Here is a 17,180-nt window from a genome sequence, read left to right on the forward strand (position 1 = left end):
AAGATTTCGGTCGTTCATCGTTAATGTAAATTAAATTTACCACGAAAACCCTATCAGGACAAGGTCTGAGTTATCTACATGAGCCTGTAGATAACTTGTGCATAAATCGAAAAAATATGTCGTAATGCCTGTTTTATAAGTGTTTATAATGTTAACAAAGTTATCCACAATGAGAAAATTAGGGGAAATTGTCGAACGGTTTTTGGCATATTTCGGAGCAATATTGCTTGGTACATAGGTTTACAGTAGATAGACAAATTTCGATACTACTTTATCTATATGGTAAATTGGTATACGATTATTATATAATAACTATCTTAGACATTAAGTCGAAATTGGCTTTATTAAAAATTGTCTAGCTACGGCCTTTAGTCTTTGCAATTAGTTAGTCATGATAAACATAGGGCAAGCCTCCAATTGTTCATCTGCCTAACTAGTTGTACGCTACTAAGCCGTCGCCTTTACTTTTCTATACTATTAATGAGGTGTGAACGTTGATAAAGAATTTTTTACCAAATGAACATGTTAAGAGTGTATTCGATATCGATCCAGCAACACTTAAGCAAAAAGGTATAAATGGAATTATTACAGATCTTGATAATACATTAGTTGCGTGGGATGTGAAAGATGCTACGCCTGAGGTCATCCAATGGTTTAAACAAATGAAAGATCACGATATAAAAATAATGATAATTTCAAATAATAAACAAGAGCGTGTAAAGATTTTTTCTGAACCACTTGACGCCCCTTTTGTGTTTAGTGCTAGAAAACCATTAAGTAGAGCTTTTAAAACTGCTGCTAAAAAAATGGGATTAAAAAAAGATGAAATTGTTGTAATTGGTGACCAACTCTTAACAGATGTGTTGGGTGGTAACTTTGCGGGATTTTACACGATTTTAGTTGTGCCCATTGTACAAACAGATGGAAGAATTACACAATTTAACCGTAAAATTGAACGACGAATACTAAACTACATGCGAAAAAAAGGTAAGATTACTTGGGAGGATCAATAATGGAACAATTATACTGTCAAGGCTGTGGTGCTGATATTCAAACAACAAACCCAAACGATGTAGGTTATACACCCAAATCCAGCCTCGGTAATGATAATTTGTTATGTAAACGTTGTTTTAGACTTAAGCATTATAATGAAATTCAGGATGTAGCTGTAACAGATGACGACTTTCTAAAGATGGTAAGTGAAATACGTAATGTGAACGGTTTGGTTGTCCATTTGATTGATATATTTGATGTCAGTGGTAGCATGATTCAAAGTCTTGCTCGTATAGTCGGGAATAAACCAATCATCTTAGTAGGGAATAAGGTGGACCTCTTACCTAAATCAACAAATAGAAAAAAACTTATTAATTGGCTAAAAAAATCCGCGAAAGATGCAGGGTTAAAAGTGAAGGATGTATTTCTTATCTCTTCCATTAAAGGCCATGGATTAAGTGAACTAACTGAAGCAATTGAAGGGTTCAGAAATAACGAAGACGTATATGTAGTTGGCACGACGAATGTTGGGAAATCAACGTTTATTAATCGTCTAATCCAGCAAACAACTGGTGACAAACATGTCATTACAACTTCCTATTTTCCAGGAACAACGCTTGGATTTATTGAAATTCCATTGGATGATCAATCTGTGTTAATTGACACACCTGGTATTGTCAATAAACAGCAGATGGCCCATTATGTTTCTAAAGACGATTTGAAGATTATAACGCCCTCAAAGGAAATTAAACCACGAGTGTTTCAGTTAAATAGTGGTCAAACGTTATTTTTTGGAGGACTAGCCCGGATTGATTTTGTTAAAGGTGAGAGACAACCATTTGTTTGTTATTTTTCCAATCAATTATCTATCCATCGAACCAAACTTGAAAATGCTGATAAGCTTTATGAAGATCATTTGGGTGAATTATTGTCACCGCCCGATGAAAAAACAATGGAAAAAATGCCAACTTTTGAGAAGAGTACTTTTCGAACAAAACAGGAAAAGGTGGATGTTGTGATTCCGGGGCTAGGATGGATTACAATTGCTTCACCAGATACAACAGTTGTGGTACATAGTCCTAAGTCAGTTGCAGTTTCCATTAGGAACTCATTGATTTAAGGGGGATATGTATGGAGTTCAATTTTGGATTAATTGGCTATCCTATCAGCCATTCACTGTCACCGTGGATTCACCAAACATTTTTAAAGCGTTCTAATTTGAAGGGAACTTATGGATTGTATGAGATTGATCCAGATAAATCATTTGAAGAACAGGTGGAGCAAGTAAGAAAGAAAAAGCTTATGGGATTTAATATTACTGCTCCATATAAAAAAAAGATAATTCCATATTTAGATGAGATGGATCAACAAGCAATTTCCATTGGTGCAGTTAATACAATCGTTTATAAAGAGGGAAAATGGATTGGCTATAATACAGACGGTGTTGGGTATTTACGTTCTTTGATACAGATGTATCCTGAATTAGAACAAGAAAAACAAAAAAGCATACTTGTAATAGGTGCTGGTGGAGCTGCAAGAGCAATTGTCTATACACTTTATCATTATGGTTACAATAATGTAGATATCGCAAACCGCACAAAAACAGCTGCACAATCGTTAAAAATGAAGTATGGACTAGACTACACAAACATTCTGTCGCTTGACGAAGCGGAAAAGAAATTAAATCATTACGATATTGTCATTCAAACTACATCTATTGGTATGAAATCAAATGAAAAAATTATTAATGTAAGGAATTGTTTTTCAAAAAACAATATTGTTAGTGACATTGTTTATCAGCCGGTGAGTACGGCGTTTTTGGATGATGCAAAAGAAGCTGGCGCAAGAATCCACTATGGACACTTGATGCTGCTTTATCAGGCACAATATGCATTTGAACTATGGACAGGTGAATTAGTTACGATTAATGCAATGGAACAAGAATTACTACAAAAATTGAAAGGGTGAAGATTTATGTTATCAGGCAAGCAAAAACGTTTTTTACGTTCAAAAGCTAATCAGATTAAACCAATATTCCAAGTAGGAAAAATAGGTGTGAATGACAATATGGTTGAACAAATCTCGGAAGCACTTGAGAAACGTGAACTTATTAAGGTTAGTATTTTACAGAACTGCATGGAAGATAAAGATGTAGTTGCAACAGAGCTAGTAGAAGGTACTAATTCCGAGTTGGTACAAATCATTGGAAATAATATTGTTTTATATAAAGAATCAACTGAGAATAAACAAATTCAATTGCCATAAAGGAGTAAATCATGAGACGTGTAGGCATATTGGGAGGAACATTTGACCCGCCACATATTGGCCATTTAATTATTGCTGAAGAAGTACGGATATCCTTGAACTTAGAAGAAATCTGGTTTATCCCTTCACAGGAGCCTCCGCATAAAAATAGAGCTTTCACTCATGCTAGTGATCGTGTTGAAATGGTTCAACGAGCAATTTCATGCAATCCTTACTTTAAATTGAATACAATAGAAGTAGATCGTTTAGGTAAATCCTATACCTTTGATACACTAAAGATATTAAAGAATGAATATCCTAACGATAGTTTCTATTTTATTATTGGAGCCGATATGGTTGAGTACCTTCCGAAGTGGTACAAGATTGATGAACTAGTTGATATGGTATCTTTTGTTGGTGTCAAACGAATAGGATCCAAATTAGATTCAATTTATCCAGTAAATTATGTAGATATTCCATACATTGAAATTTCGTCTACTTTATTGCGAGAAAGGTTGGTAGATGATAAATCCACAAAATACTTTATACCAGAAGCAGTTAGGGATTTTATAAAGGAGAAGAGGTTGTATGAAAAGAGAAGAAGCTATTGAAATAATAAAACCTGCTTTAACTGAAGCGCGATTTGAGCATACGATACGTGTTGCAGAAACGGCTGTTGTACTAGCAGATAAATATGACGTATCAAAGGAAAAAGTTGAGTTGGCTGCATTATTTCACGATTACGCTAAGTTTCGACCTCTTGAAGAAATGAAACAATTTATAATAAATAGCAATTTACCTAACGATTTATTAGATTATCATCATGAAGTATGGCACGGACCAGTTGCTTCTGTAGTTGTAGCTGAACAATTTGGGATAACGGACCAAGAAGTGTGTGAAGCAATTCGGTATCATACTACGGGTAAATCAGGTTTAGGAAAATTAGCAAAGGTACTTTTTTTAGCGGATTATATCGAACCGGGGAGAGCTTTTCCAGGTATTGAAAAAGTTCGGGATATGGCTCAGGAAAATTTAACTCATGCATGTTGGATGGTATCACGAAATACAATTGAATTTCTGATTTCACGAAACGCAACAATTTATCCAGATTCATTTCATGCGTATAATTATTTCTTAACACAATTAAATGGAGGTTTTAACTAAATGAATAGCAAAGACGTTGTGCAACTAGTAGCAGAAGCAAGTGATGATAAAAGAGCTGAAGATATTATAGCTTTAGATATGCGAGAAGTATCGCTTGTAGCTGACTACTTTTTAATTTGCCACGGAACAAACGAGCGTCAGGTTCAAGCAATCGCTCGATCTATAAAAGATTCGGCAGAGGAGAATGGACTTTCCGTGAAACGACTTGAAGGTTACGAGCAAGCAAGATGGATATTGGTCGATATTGGCGATGTTGTTTGCCATGTGTTTCATAAAGATGAACGTACGTATTACAATCTGGAACGCTTATGGGGAGATGCTACAAGAGTTCCACTGAGTGTAGAACAAGAAGGTTAATGTATGGCATATCAACAAATGGCAACGTTGTACGATAAGCTCATGAATGAAGCACCGTACGATCAATGGGCAAAATTAGCAAATGAAATTTTCCGAGATTCGACTATTCCAATCAATGAAGTTGTCGATCTTGGGTGTGGTACAGGTCAGATAACAACCAGACTAGCAAAGCTCGGATTCCAAATGACTGGTGTAGATTATTCAGTTGATATGTTAAGTTTTGCTGAACAACGAGCTAATGAAGAAAAAGTTAATGCCCATTGGATTCATCAAGATCTACGTTCGTTACATGGTTTGCGTAATATTGACGCAGTAGTTAGTTTCTGTGATGTTATAAACTATATTACAACAGAGAAAGAACTAAAAGCTGTGTTTACCAACATATCTACCATGTTAAAAGAGAATGGAATTTTTATATTTGATGTTCACTCTATGTATCACGTAGAACATAATCTAGTCAATCAAACTTTCGCAACTGTTGACGATGATCTATCTTCTATTTGGTTTTGCTCACCAGGTGAGGACTCAGGTGAAATGTATCATGACTTAACTTTTTTCGTTTCATCAGATACTGGTTATTCACGATTTGATGAGTATCATCACCAGCGAACCTTTCCATTAGAAACCTACCAGGGTCTATTGAAAGAAAATAATTTATACATTCGAAATGTATTTGGAGATTTTTCAAATAAAGAGTGCAGCTTAGAAGAAAATTCAGAACGTATTTTCTTTGTTGCAGAAAAAAGATCGGGGAAATAATTTTTTCCCGATCTTTATTTTTTTAGAAGGATTTCGTCAAAACGCGTCGAATATTTGTATAATAATTACTAACCATTTTTTCCCTCTCCAGAAACCACGATTTTACCTTCACAAACAAAGGAAGTGACCCCGTTGCTAAGTTTTATCAAAAATAATCTATTTTTTATCGTACTTGGAGTTGCAGTAGTTCTGTTTCTGTTTATTTTTAATGAAAAATCTGACCAAGCAAAAGGTATTGAGGTCAAACCTATTGAAACCCCAATTAAGGATAATAGCTCCCAAGCTGAAGAAACAACCATTGCATATGTTGATATTAAAGGTGAAGTAAACAATCCGGGTGTATACGAAGTTTCGAGTAAAGCTCGAGTAGAAGAAGTTATTCAGATTGCTGGCGGATTTACAAAACAAGCCGATCAAACCGTAATAAATATGGCTCAAAAAGTCCACGATGAAATGGTTGTGGTCGTACCTAAAATAGGCGAGTCACCAATAATTTCTGGTGTCGATACGGCAACAAACCCACAAAAGATCAATCTGAATCATGCCTCCCAAGAGGAAATTGAGCAATTGAATGGTATTGGACCAGCGAAAGCGCAAGCGATTATCCAGTACCGGGAAGAAAAGGGTTATTTTCAATCGATAGAAGATGTGTTAAATGTCCCAGGGATTGGTGAGAAAACTCTTGAGAATTTGAAAGACTTTATTCAAGTACCATAGTTCTTGAAGAGTGCCAAAACCAAGTTTTCCCCATTGACGTGTGTAATTTTTTGCATGTAAACTTAATGAAAGGTTGAGTTTATAAATTTATCGTTTTGACGCAATTTCCGTAAACTACGAACTGAGTAGAGGGCTAGCGACTATCGGACTGAGGATGCCCTATTTACCTTTTTTGCCTTTATTTTGAGGGTTAACGGACACACGATGCCTTATTCAGCTAAAAAACATGATTTTCAACTGTTTTTACCCAAATAAGGAATCCTGAGTCCGATAACAACCCCATTTACCCTAATTTTAGGCAAATAAGGCATCTAGTGTCCGCTTATTTAAATATTTTAGTAGTAATCTTAATTTTTTCTCAGTTATACGTAAACTGCGAACTAATTAAGTGCTAGGTTGATTCCCGCTCCGGACAGTCGCTTTCCGCGGGCAACGCTTCAGCCTCCTCGGAAGAAAACCACTTCCTTGAAAAAGAAGAACACTTTTTCTTCGTGCGATGCTTATTCGAGGAAGCTTTCCTTGTCCTGCGGGGTCTTCAGCCGTTGCTCGTCGTGTTACAAGGAGATTCATTGATGCTTCACTCCTCGCAGAAAAATATTGTTTTTCCCGCAGGAGTCAACTGTCCTACGCTCCAATCAACAACTATGTTAGCGAAGGAAAAACACGGAGACTCCTCGAAAAAGAAAAGCACTTTTTCTTCGTGCGATGCCTATTCGGGGCAGATTTCCTTGTCCTGTGGGAGCAGAAGCCTAGATGAGACCCCGCAGAGCGTAAGCTAAGGAAGGCCGACTAAAACCGTCCTTTGCGGACAACGTCGGCATACCCCTTGCCGGGGCAAGGAGGCTCATCAGCTACCCACGGAAAGCGCAGTGTTTTTCCGTAGCGTTCGACGCTAAATCTAAGTTTTCACTAGTTCGCAGTTTACTTCAATTTAGATTATCAAAAAGCATAATGTATAAAAAATTAAAATGTAATAATTCAAAGAATAGTAGGTGTATTAATATGGAACGAATTTCATGGGATCAGTATTTTATGGCACAAAGCCATTTATTAGCATTAAGAAGCACGTGTGAACGATTGACGGTTGGTGCAACAATTGTGCGGGATAAACGCATTATTGCTGGGGGCTACAACGGTAGTGTATCAGGTGACGATCATTGTATTGACCAAGGATGTTATGTTATCGATGGACATTGTGTTCGTACTGTACATGCCGAGGCAAATGCATTGTTACAATGTGCTAAGTTTGGTGTTCCAACAGAAGGTGCAGAAATGTACGTTACACATTTTCCTTGCTTACATTGTTGTAAAACAATTGTACAAAGTGGTATTAAGACGGTTTACTACGCTTCAGATTACAAAAATGATCCGTACGCAATTGAACTATTTAAAAATTCAGGTGTAACGACCAAAAAAGTGGAACTTGCATCGAAAGCTGTCGACGTAAATCCTACAGAAAAAGCAGCATACGTGGAATTATTATTAGCTAAACTTGCTGACACGTTGAATGATGAACAAACGATAGAGGAATATAGAAATGAAGCAAAACGACTATTTTCATAGCCTCCATGTTAAGGTGTTGATATGAAAGGTTATTGGCATTTTTTTGCACTTTCTACATTGTTAGCTGTTTTAACAGTTATATTTGATCATATAGTTTTTTTATTATTATTACTAAGTTGGCTTTTTTATCTATTTAAACAGGAAAAAATGGGGATAATACCAGTTATTTTATCGCTTTTCTGTTATCTTGGATTTTCTTTGTATATACCAACTGTGAATGATACTGATTCAATGGAGGATGAACAGGCTATAAAAGGGGGGATAATAGGTACCATTTATAGTCCTGTAAAGTACTCTGAGAAAAAGCTTGAGTTTATTCTGCAGGAACAAACCTCCAATAAAAAGATAATCGTATATGCATTTAAGGAAAAAAATGAAGATTGGGGAAAACAAGTAGGGTTCCTAAAACATGGAGCAAAATGCGAACTGGAAGGTTTACTTGAATTACCTGATCGCAGTCGAAACCCTGGTCAATTTGATTATCGGGCATATTTACTGTCAAAAGGAATTGGTAATCAACTTACTTTGGCCTCATTAGAAAACATCTCCTGTGAAGGTTCATCTTACCTCAATTATATCTTTCAATTGCGACATTCTCTCATTAATTATGTCATTTCAAAAACGGATTCCTATACGGCGAGCTGGCTAAATGCACTTGTTTTAGGAGACGATTCCACCTTAGACGAGGAAACGCTTGAACTATTTCAACGTTGGAATTTGTCTCACATTTTAGCAATTTCAGGTCTACATGTAGCATTAATTATTTCAATTATTTACTTTGTCCTAATTAAATTGAACATACTATCACGAGAAAAAGCGCAATGGTTAATGGTTATTATATTGCCATTTTATGCCTTTATTGCGGGGGGAGAGCCATCTGTATGGCGTTCTTGTTTAATGGTACTGATTTTTATTATCTTGCATAAGATTAAAGTTATTTATAGCTTGACCGATGTCTTGAGTATTATTTTTCTCTTATTAATTTTGTTTGATAAATATATTGTTTACCACGTAGGTTTTCAGTTATCTTTTTTAGTTACGCTCGGGTTACTGCTTTCCGGAAAATGGATTGGGTCAACGAAGTCCCCTTTATTCATCAGTTTACAAATTAGCTTTGTTTCACAAATGATGATTATTCCACTGCAATTAGCTTATTTCCATACGTTATTACCATTATCGATCATAGTTAATGTACTTGTTGTACCGTACTTTTCTTTCTTTGTGATTCCATTTATGTTCTTTATCCTGCTACTATGTCCACTACCTTCATCAATTCTAATGATATTCAATATAATTTTTGAAACAATCAATCGGTTTTTTATTAATTTGATCCACTTTATTGATGACATTGCGTATTTTCCTTACATATTAGGAGCGATGCCTTTTTATAGTGTGATTATTTATTATGTATTGTTTTTATTGTTAATGAATTCGATTCAACTTGGTAAAAATAAACGGTCTTTAAAATTGGGTTGTCTTATTGTTGGTTTGATTACACTCGTTGCGATTCGACCATACCTTTCACCTTATGGAACTGTAACAATGTTAGACATTGGCCAAGGTGACAGCTTTGTGATTGAACTTCCGTATCGAAAAGGGGTTTATTTGATTGATGCGGGCGCGAAAATGTCGTTTGAAGATAAACAAGCAACCGACATAATGTATGAACAAGTAATAAAGCCGTATTTATATTCAAATGGTATTTCAAAAATAGATGCAATATTTCTTTCGCATGAGGATGCGGATCACGTTGGTAGTGTACCCTATTTAGTTAATGAAATAAAAGTAGATCGTATTTATATAAGCGAGTTTTATCAATTTCCTGAAGATACAAGAAAGCGATTTGAGAAGAAGCATATCAAGGTTCAACGACTAATAGCTGGTACTGAATTCAATTTACATCAGTATCCTATTCAGATAATCTCTCCGCATACAAACAGGAATGAAACCAATGCGAATTCATTAGTTCTCCATATGAAAATGGGAGGAGAAAATTGGTTGTTTACAGGGGATATCGATAAACAAACGGAGGAAGAAATTATAAGAAATTATCCCAATTTACCAATTGATGTATTAAAAGTAGCCCATCATGGGAGTGACACATCCACAGAGGATAGATTTATCCAACAGTATCAGCCTAAATTTGCCTTAATATCAGTGGGTAAAAATAATAGTTATGGTCATCCTACAAAGGCTGTACTTCATACATTGAACGAAGCAATGATTCTCCGAACGGATCAAGATGGTGCAGTACAGTTCAAATTTACAAAAAATGAAGGAACCTTTTCAAAATTTTTACCATAAAGTACATTAGATTGAAAAAAGAGACTGTCCGCGTTCAGTCTCTTTTTTTACCCCTATTATTATCTTCATTAATGGTCAGTATCCCCCGGAATTGGGGTAAACGATAATATTTTTAGGTGGAGGAGAACCTGAACAAACCATTTGGTATAAATGTTCATTAGGTACAAAAACCTCCAACAAGAAGTTTCGCTTTATGTAGCATACATCAATTACTGAGCTAAAAAGTTTACAAGTACTCCAATAAAGAAAATTACGACAAAGAAAACAAATGAGTAGACGAATCCTAGGCCAGAATCGACAACATCGTTATTTTTCGACTGAACGTCTTTTTCAAATTCATTCACAGCTATCCCTCCTATATCATTTATAGTATAAAATAAATGCTTAAAAAAATCCATATTAATTTCATTACTCCATTTTTAGAAAGAGTTAACAACTATACTTTTTACTTTACTGGTTAATCTAAAATTAAGCAAATATCGTTTGGTGTTTAGATTCCCGGGGCTAATTACCAAACGTTTATATAAATGAGGGAATCTAGATTAGATTCCCTCTAAAATTCCTTGCTATTCCATCTTTTTCACTTTAGGATTATGTATATACATAATTGGAGTGAGAAACATGTCGTTAATAACTATGAAACAAAACATTAAGAAAGGTATCCTTTCGCCAATATATTTTTTATATGGAACAGAACCTTATTTTATTCAAGACATAAAAAAACAGATAATCGATTCTGTATTGCCTAGTAACGATATGGATAATTTATCAACTTTTGATTTAGATGAAACGCCAATACAAGAGGTTATTGCTGATGCAGAGACTTATCCATTGTTTGGAGAAAATAAAGTCGTTATCGCTAGTAATCCTTCATTTCTAAAAGCGAAACCAAATAAAGTCCCGTTTGACCATAATTTAGAAGTGTTCCAGTCGTACATAGAGAATCCAGTTGATTATTCGACTATTATTATAATTGCGGAATACGAGAAGGTTGATGAACGGAAAAAGATAACGAAATTACTCAAAAAACATGCTACTGTTGCTCAGTGTGAACCAATCAAAGAGCACGAACTGCATAAGTGGATAAAAACTATTGCTGATGAATTACGGATCAGCATCGAGCCTGATGCCTATGAAGTCATTGAAGGGGAACTTGAGGCAAATCTTCATTTGTTACAAAACGAGATGACGAAATTTGCTTTATATGTAGGTGAAGGAGGACGACTTACAAAAGCAGACGCGGAATTACTGACCTCTCATTCACTGAATAATTCATCATTAAGATTAGTGGATGCAGTTATTGAAAGGGATTTGAAAAAGGCAATTGCCATCTACCGTGATCTTTTAAAAATGAAAGAAGAACCTATTGCAATGGTAGCACTGCTCGCATACCAATTTCGCACTATTTTCCGGGTAAAGCTTTTAAAACAAAAAGGTTACAGTCAGGGCCAAATGCAAAAGCAACTGGGGATACATCCATATGTCATAAAAATAGCGTTATCAAGAGAAAGTAAATTTACGACTGGTCAATTATCTTCATACATCAATAAATTAACAGAAGCTGACACAAATATGAAACAAGGGAAGATGGAAAAGGAACTTGCCTTTGACTTACTTCTATATGATTTAACAAAAATAAAATAGTTTAGAAAATCTCGGCATTCGCCTTATAGCGAGTGCCGAGATTTCTTATAAGGTCTATGTATGCTTTTTGACCTCATAAACTAAAAAACGATCCTGAAATGGGATCGTTTTGTGTTGGTCATATAAGAAATTTAGGCGCTTAGTTGGTTAACTTTCTTAGCTAAGCGTGCTTTTTGGCGATTCCCATTATTTTGATGGACAATCCCTTTTTGAACTGCTTTGTCGATTTTCTTAGTAGCCTGTTGAAGTGCAGTTTTTGCATTTTCTGCATCGTTTGCTTCAACTAATTTTTCAACGCGTTTGATTTGGGAACGCATATCAGATTTATAAGCTTGATTCATAGCGTGTTTCTTTTGGTTGACACCTACACGTTTAATTGCAGATTTAATATTAGCCATTATTTCACCTCCTAATAACAACGATTCATATAGAACCATTGATATTTTATCAGAGCTAGCCCCCGTTTTCAATAGCTATCTTCGCTCAGCGCATAATTTGTATGATTTTTACTATTCATGTGAAGTCTATAAATAAGGAACTATTACAACATAAATATGGAGGTAACTAGTTATGACCAAATCAAATGAAAAATTCCAAGTGCGAACCGATTTAGCAATTGAAGCAAAAGATATGTATGTGGAACAAGAAAATACACAAGTCGATGAGATGAAAGGAATCAAAATAACCGAACGAACGGAAAACGATATTAAAATTTCTTATGTGGAAATAGATGAAACTGGAGCAAAGATAATTGATAAGAGACCAGGCACATATGTCACATTATATGCTGATGGTGTGAAAAGACAAGATACGACTAGACAGGAAAACGCAGCAACATTGCTTGCAAAAGAATTAGAACAACTCCTAGAGAAAAACAATCTTTCACCAAATGCAAGAGGCTTAATTGTTGGATTAGGTAACTGGAATGTAACACCAGATGCTCTTGGACCAATGACAGTAGAAAAAGTACTTGTTACGAGTCATTTGTTTAATCTAGAACATGAATCTGTTTCAGAAGGATATCGTTCTGTAGCAGCAGTTACACCAGGGGTCATGGGGATAACAGGTATGGAAACGAGTGATATTATATTTGGTATTGTGGAAAAATTTAAGCCGGATTTTGTAATAGCCATTGATGCGCTTGCTTCTAGGTCAATTGAGCGTGTGAATGAGACAATACAGCTTTCGGATGCTGGTATTAATCCTGGATCAGGTGTAGGAAACAAACGAAAAGAAATTAGCCAGGATACATTGGGCGTTCCGGTGTTTGCTATCGGTGTTCCAACAGTGGTAGATGCTGCAACAATAACTAGTGATACGATTGATTTCTTATTAAAGCATTTTGGGAGAGAATGGCATGAAAAGGATAACCCGTCGAAATCATTAGCTCCTGCCAGTATGACATTTGGTGAAAAAAAATTTACCGAAGAAGACTTACCGGATGATGAAAAAAGAAAGACCTTTTTAGGAATAGTCGGAAATCTATCAGAAGAGGAAAAACGATCGCTAATAAAAGAGGTTTTAACACCAATTGGGCATAACTTAATGGTTACACCGAAAGAAGTAGATGGATTCATGAAGGATATGGCTACGTTGGTTGCAACTGGTATCAACGCTGCCCTCCACGAGACTGTTGATGTAACGAACTTTTCTGCTTATACACGTTAAAACTGTTACTTTGTAAGAATTAAGAGATTAAGGTTCTACTTTCTGAAGACAAGTCATAGATTTACTATATGTCACTGTCTTCAGAAAGGATGGAACAATGAAACTCTCTGATAACTCAAACAACTCAAGAAAACGTTTATTCGTTCCTTTTTATAAAAAAGGCGGAGTATACATTCTCTGTATTTTATTATTATTTGTTTCAATAGGGGTTTTAACATCCATTGCCCCAGCATATCGCTTTTCGTCACAGACACTTACGGAATGGACTAGCAAGGTGGATGACACAACATTCTTATATTTACTAGGAATGGAAAATAGAGCATTTAAGGGAGCCTTTCCAAACGATAAATCAATGCCAAATCTATCAAGTACTCTATTTGAGTTAACGACCAGTGTAAAACCACATGATGTGAGAAGTTTATTAGGTCAAGAAGTACCAGGCTTTTCAGCATATAATAATCGTATTTTAGTGGCTGGAGAGGGCACAAATTATACCAATCTCCCGATTGAGTCACCTCCTCCACTTGATGATATTTTAAAAGAGAGAGAAGCGGAAGTGCAAGAACCTGCGCCTTCCGAAGATAAATCGACTGATAATCAACAGCCTGAACAGATTGAAGAAAATGTTGTTTTTATTTATAACACACATAATAGAGAATCTTTTCTACCACATCTACCGAAAGTAGATAATCCAGACTTTTCTTTCCATGATGAGGTTAATGTAACAAAGGTAAGCGATCGACTTGCACAATCATTAGAGGAAAATGGTATTGGAGCAAGAGTTAGCCAAACTGATTTTACGAAATTATTACAAAAGAGGGAAATGGAAAGATGGCAGGCATACGATGTATCAAGAGATTTTGTACAGGAGGCATTTGCTTCTTATGAAAATTTAAAATACGTGTTTGATATACACCGGGATGCTCAACCGAGAGAGGTCACAACTACTGAAATTAACGGGAAATCTTATGCTAGAATCGCGATTGTTATAGGTGGAGAAAACGAGAATGCTCAAGAAAATATGAATTTTGCTGTTAAACTAGAAAAAATGATTGAAGAACAATACCCAGGTTTAAGTAGAGGAATAATTATAAATGAAGGACCAGGCTACAATGGAGTGTATAATCAAGATTTATCTGCTAATTCATTAATATTTGAGTTTGGTGGATACGGTAATAATTTAGAAGAATTATACCGATCTGCAGATGCTCTAGCTGATGTGTTCAGTGACTTTTATTTCGATGCTGAAAAAGTTTCGACAGAGGTAAAGGAGGAATAATTCATGAAATCGATTATCGTGCTGTTACTGTTAGTTTTGTTTTTTATGTCAGGTATGTTGTTCGGTGTCGAACGTGAACAGGCGGATTATTCTCCTCCGAAAGTTGAAACATTAAATGTGAACGAATCAGAACAAAAAGAAGTTGAAGTAGTTACAGTTCCGGTAGAAGGTGAAACGATCAGTCCCGATAATAGCGAATACAAGCAGGCTCCAATTCATTTCACACAGAAAATGGCTTCATTCATTGAAGGTATAGTAAAAGGATTTTATGAGATAATCGTTCAAATACTTTATCAAATTGTTCAATTGTTCTACTAGGCCCATTTTATAAAATTTGTTGCTTTAGCGATAAGCGATATCAATGCAACGTTGATTTCCGATCCGAAAAGCGAAGTATATTCGGGCTGTGATGGTAGAAAGTCTACTTAATGCGTTAATCAGTCTTACTGAATTCTATGGATTATGTGTCAAATTAACCACTTAAGTAAACAGTCTATTTAAAAATAGGATGTACGAAATAAATCCTCTTCTTTTCGACCAAAAGGAAGAGGGTTTATTTAATGATTGAATGTCTTACTATCAATTGCTATAATCAATCCTAGTATATGACGTAAAAAAGAACACTTTAACTTTATGAGTGGTACTAAATGTAGGAGTGAACATCATTAATGGTGAAAAAACAACGTAACGTTCGAAACTTTTCGATCATTGCCCATATTGACCATGGTAAATCAACATTGGCAGATCGAATTTTAGAAAATACAAAAGCATTAACCCAGCGAGAAATGAAAGAGCAGTTTCTAGATGCAATGGATCTAGAACGTGAACGTGGTATTACAATAAAACTTAATGCAGTTCAATTGAGTTATACAAGTAATGCTGGAGAAGAATTTATTTTTCATTTAATTGATACACCAGGGCATGTAGATTTTACATATGAGGTTTCACGAAGTCTAGCAGCTTGTGAAGGTGCTATATTAGTTGTAGATGCAGCACAAGGTATTGAAGCACAAACACTAGCAAATGTATATTTAGCACTAGATAACGAACTAGAAATTATACCTGTTATAAATAAAATCGATTTACCAAACGCAGACACGGATCGCGTAACCCAGGAGTTAGTAGATGTGATTGGTATTGATCCTGACGATGTTATATTAGCGTCGGCAAAAGAAGGTGTTGGAATCGATGAAATTTTGGAAAGAATCGTTGAAGCTATACCTGCCCCTGCGGGTGACGCTGAAAATCCGCTAAAGGCATTGATTTTTGATTCATTGTATGATGCGTACCGCGGAGTAGTTGCCTATGTATGTGTGAAAGAAGGTTCTGTCAAAGTCGGGGATAAGATAAAGATGATGGCGACTGGTAAGGAATTTGAAGTAAATGAGGTAGGTGTTTTTTCTCCTAAGCCATTACAAAAAGATGAGTTAACTGTTGGAGATGTAGGATATTTAACTGCCTCTATTAAAAATGTAGGGGACACGCGCGTAGGGGATACCATTACACTTGCAAAAAACCAAGCAGATAGTCCGTTGCCTGGTTATCGGAAATTAAATCCGATGGTATTCTGCGGTCTATATCCTATCGATTCAAATCAGTACAACGATTTACGTGAGGCATTAGAAAGATTAGAATTAAATGATTCCTCTTTACAGTACGATGCTGAAACATCCCAAGCATTAGGATTTGGTTTCCGCTGCGGATTTCTTGGACTATTGCATATGGAAATTATCCAAGAGCGGATTGAACGAGAATTTAATATCGGGTTAATCACTACTGCTCCTAGTGTTATCTATGAGGTTGAAAAAACAGATGGAGAGCTAGTCGAAGTGGATAACCCATCAGAGCTTCCAGATCCGCAATCAATTCAAGAAGTTCGTGAGCCGTATGTGAAGGCGACAATTATGGTTCCGAATGATTATGTTGGGACGGTAATGGAACTTTCGCAGAAAAAACGTGGCCAATTTGTTGATATGGAGTATCTGGATGATGTACGGGTTAATGTTGTCTATCATATCCCATTATCGGAGATAGTTTATGATTTCTTTGATCAATTAAAATCGCAAACAAAAGGGTATGCATCCTTTGACTACGAATTGATCGGTTATCGAACATCAAAGCTTGTAAAAATGGATATTCTGTTAAATGGCGAAACGATAGATGCACTGTCGTTTATTGTTCATAAAGATTTTTCTTACGATCGTGGAAAACAAATTGTAGATACATTAAAAGATCTAATTCCGAGACAACAATTTGAAGTTCCGGTACAAGCAGCAATTGGAAATAAAATTGTAGCTCGATCGACGATTAAAGCAATGCGGAAAAATGTACTTTCCAAATGTTACGGTGGAGATATTTCACGTAAACGTAAATTGTTAGAAAAACAAAAAGAAGGTAAGAAACGGATGAAAATGGTAGGGTCAGTCGAAGTGCCACAAGAAGCATTTATGGCAGTATTAAAAATTAACGATGATTGATTTTTTACTAA

General features: G+C 35.7%; 18 protein-coding genes. 16 read left to right on the forward strand and 2 right to left on the reverse strand.

Going from position 1 to position 17,180, the window contains the following annotated elements; genetic code table 11:
- Positions 1-494 precede the first annotated feature (494 nt).
- From ACY9Z2_RS04335 to ACY9Z2_RS04385, 11 genes are all read left to right on the forward strand, one after another.
- Complete coding sequence (locus ACY9Z2_RS04335) at positions 495-1,013, forward strand: YqeG family HAD IIIA-type phosphatase (protein WP_463608392.1); 519 nt, start codon at positions 495-497, stop codon at positions 1,011-1,013.
- Positions 1,013-2,113 carry a ribosome biogenesis GTPase YqeH gene (gene yqeH, locus ACY9Z2_RS04340; protein ID WP_463608393.1) on the forward strand — a complete coding sequence of 367 codons (1,101 nt, stop codon included), beginning with the start codon at positions 1,013-1,015 and terminating at the stop codon, positions 2,111-2,113. Before ACY9Z2_RS04335 ends, yqeH begins: the two co-directional genes overlap by 1 nt.
- An 11-nt stretch (positions 2,114-2,124) precedes the next feature.
- Complete coding sequence (aroE, locus tag ACY9Z2_RS04345; RefSeq protein ID WP_463608394.1) at positions 2,125-2,961, forward strand: shikimate dehydrogenase; 837 nt, start codon at positions 2,125-2,127, stop codon at positions 2,959-2,961.
- Between the two features lie 6 nt (positions 2,962-2,967).
- A complete protein-coding gene (gene yhbY / locus ACY9Z2_RS04350) occupies positions 2,968-3,258 on the forward strand; it encodes a ribosome assembly RNA-binding protein YhbY (RefSeq protein WP_463608395.1) in 291 nt (96 codons plus the stop codon).
- Between the two features lie 11 nt (positions 3,259-3,269).
- Complete coding sequence (locus ACY9Z2_RS04355) at positions 3,270-3,848, forward strand: nicotinate-nucleotide adenylyltransferase (RefSeq protein WP_463608396.1); 579 nt, start codon at positions 3,270-3,272, stop codon at positions 3,846-3,848.
- Complete coding sequence (yqeK, locus tag ACY9Z2_RS04360) at positions 3,826-4,401, forward strand: bis(5'-nucleosyl)-tetraphosphatase (symmetrical) YqeK (RefSeq protein WP_463608397.1); 576 nt, start codon at positions 3,826-3,828, stop codon at positions 4,399-4,401. The genes ACY9Z2_RS04355 and yqeK overlap by 23 nt, the downstream gene beginning before the upstream one ends.
- A complete protein-coding gene (rsfS, locus tag ACY9Z2_RS04365; RefSeq protein ID WP_463608398.1) occupies positions 4,402-4,758 on the forward strand; it encodes a ribosome silencing factor in 357 nt (118 codons plus the stop codon).
- Between the two features lie 3 nt (positions 4,759-4,761).
- A complete protein-coding gene (locus ACY9Z2_RS04370) occupies positions 4,762-5,517 on the forward strand; it encodes a class I SAM-dependent DNA methyltransferase (RefSeq protein WP_463608399.1) in 756 nt (251 codons plus the stop codon).
- A gap of 123 nt (positions 5,518-5,640) precedes the next feature.
- On the forward strand, positions 5,641-6,234 hold the full coding sequence (locus ACY9Z2_RS04375; RefSeq protein WP_463608400.1) for a helix-hairpin-helix domain-containing protein: 594 nt from the start codon (positions 5,641-5,643) through the stop codon (positions 6,232-6,234).
- 1,002 nt (positions 6,235-7,236) lie between these two features.
- The gene (locus tag ACY9Z2_RS04380) at positions 7,237-7,797 is read left to right on the forward strand and encodes a ComE operon protein 2 (RefSeq protein WP_463608401.1); all 561 of its coding nucleotides are present in this window, start codon (positions 7,237-7,239) and stop codon (positions 7,795-7,797) included.
- Between the two features lie 21 nt (positions 7,798-7,818).
- Positions 7,819-10,101, forward strand: coding sequence for a DNA internalization-related competence protein ComEC/Rec2 (locus ACY9Z2_RS04385; RefSeq protein ID WP_463608402.1), 2,283 nt, complete (start codon positions 7,819-7,821; stop codon positions 10,099-10,101).
- 209 nt (positions 10,102-10,310) lie between these two features.
- On the opposite strand, the gene ACY9Z2_RS04390 is transcribed toward ACY9Z2_RS04385, so the two are convergent.
- The gene (locus tag ACY9Z2_RS04390) at positions 10,311-10,445 is read right to left on the reverse strand and encodes a YqzM family protein (protein ID WP_463608403.1); all 135 of its coding nucleotides are present in this window, start codon (positions 10,443-10,445) and stop codon (positions 10,311-10,313) included.
- A gap of 277 nt (positions 10,446-10,722) precedes the next feature.
- On the opposite strand from ACY9Z2_RS04390, the gene holA reads away from it, so the two are divergent.
- On the forward strand, positions 10,723-11,745 hold the full coding sequence (gene holA / locus ACY9Z2_RS04395) for a DNA polymerase III subunit delta (protein ID WP_463608404.1): 1,023 nt from the start codon (positions 10,723-10,725) through the stop codon (positions 11,743-11,745).
- A 131-nt stretch (positions 11,746-11,876) separates the two neighbouring features.
- On the opposite strand, the gene rpsT is transcribed toward holA, so the two are convergent.
- Complete coding sequence (gene rpsT / locus ACY9Z2_RS04400; RefSeq protein WP_463608405.1) at positions 11,877-12,143, reverse strand: 30S ribosomal protein S20; 267 nt, start codon at positions 12,141-12,143, stop codon at positions 11,877-11,879.
- Positions 12,144-12,315: 172 nt separating this feature from the next.
- On the opposite strand from rpsT, the gene gpr reads away from it, so the two are divergent.
- The 4 genes from gpr (at position 12,316) to lepA (ending at position 17,169) form a co-directional block, all read left to right on the forward strand.
- A complete protein-coding gene (gene gpr / locus ACY9Z2_RS04405; RefSeq protein WP_463608406.1) occupies positions 12,316-13,413 on the forward strand; it encodes a GPR endopeptidase in 1,098 nt (365 codons plus the stop codon).
- Positions 13,414-13,510: 97 nt separating this feature from the next.
- Positions 13,511-14,692 carry a stage II sporulation protein P gene (gene spoIIP, locus ACY9Z2_RS04410; protein WP_463608407.1) on the forward strand — a complete coding sequence of 394 codons (1,182 nt, stop codon included), beginning with the start codon at positions 13,511-13,513 and terminating at the stop codon, positions 14,690-14,692.
- 3 nt (positions 14,693-14,695) lie between these two features.
- On the forward strand, positions 14,696-15,010 hold the full coding sequence (locus ACY9Z2_RS04415) for a hypothetical protein (RefSeq protein WP_463608408.1): 315 nt from the start codon (positions 14,696-14,698) through the stop codon (positions 15,008-15,010).
- 350 nt (positions 15,011-15,360) lie between these two features.
- Positions 15,361-17,169, forward strand: coding sequence for a translation elongation factor 4 (lepA, locus tag ACY9Z2_RS04420; RefSeq protein WP_463608409.1), 1,809 nt, complete (start codon positions 15,361-15,363; stop codon positions 17,167-17,169).
- Positions 17,170-17,180: the final 11 nt, after the last annotated feature.

The sequence above is a fragment of the Virgibacillus sp. GM2-2 genome (assembly GCF_055329585.1).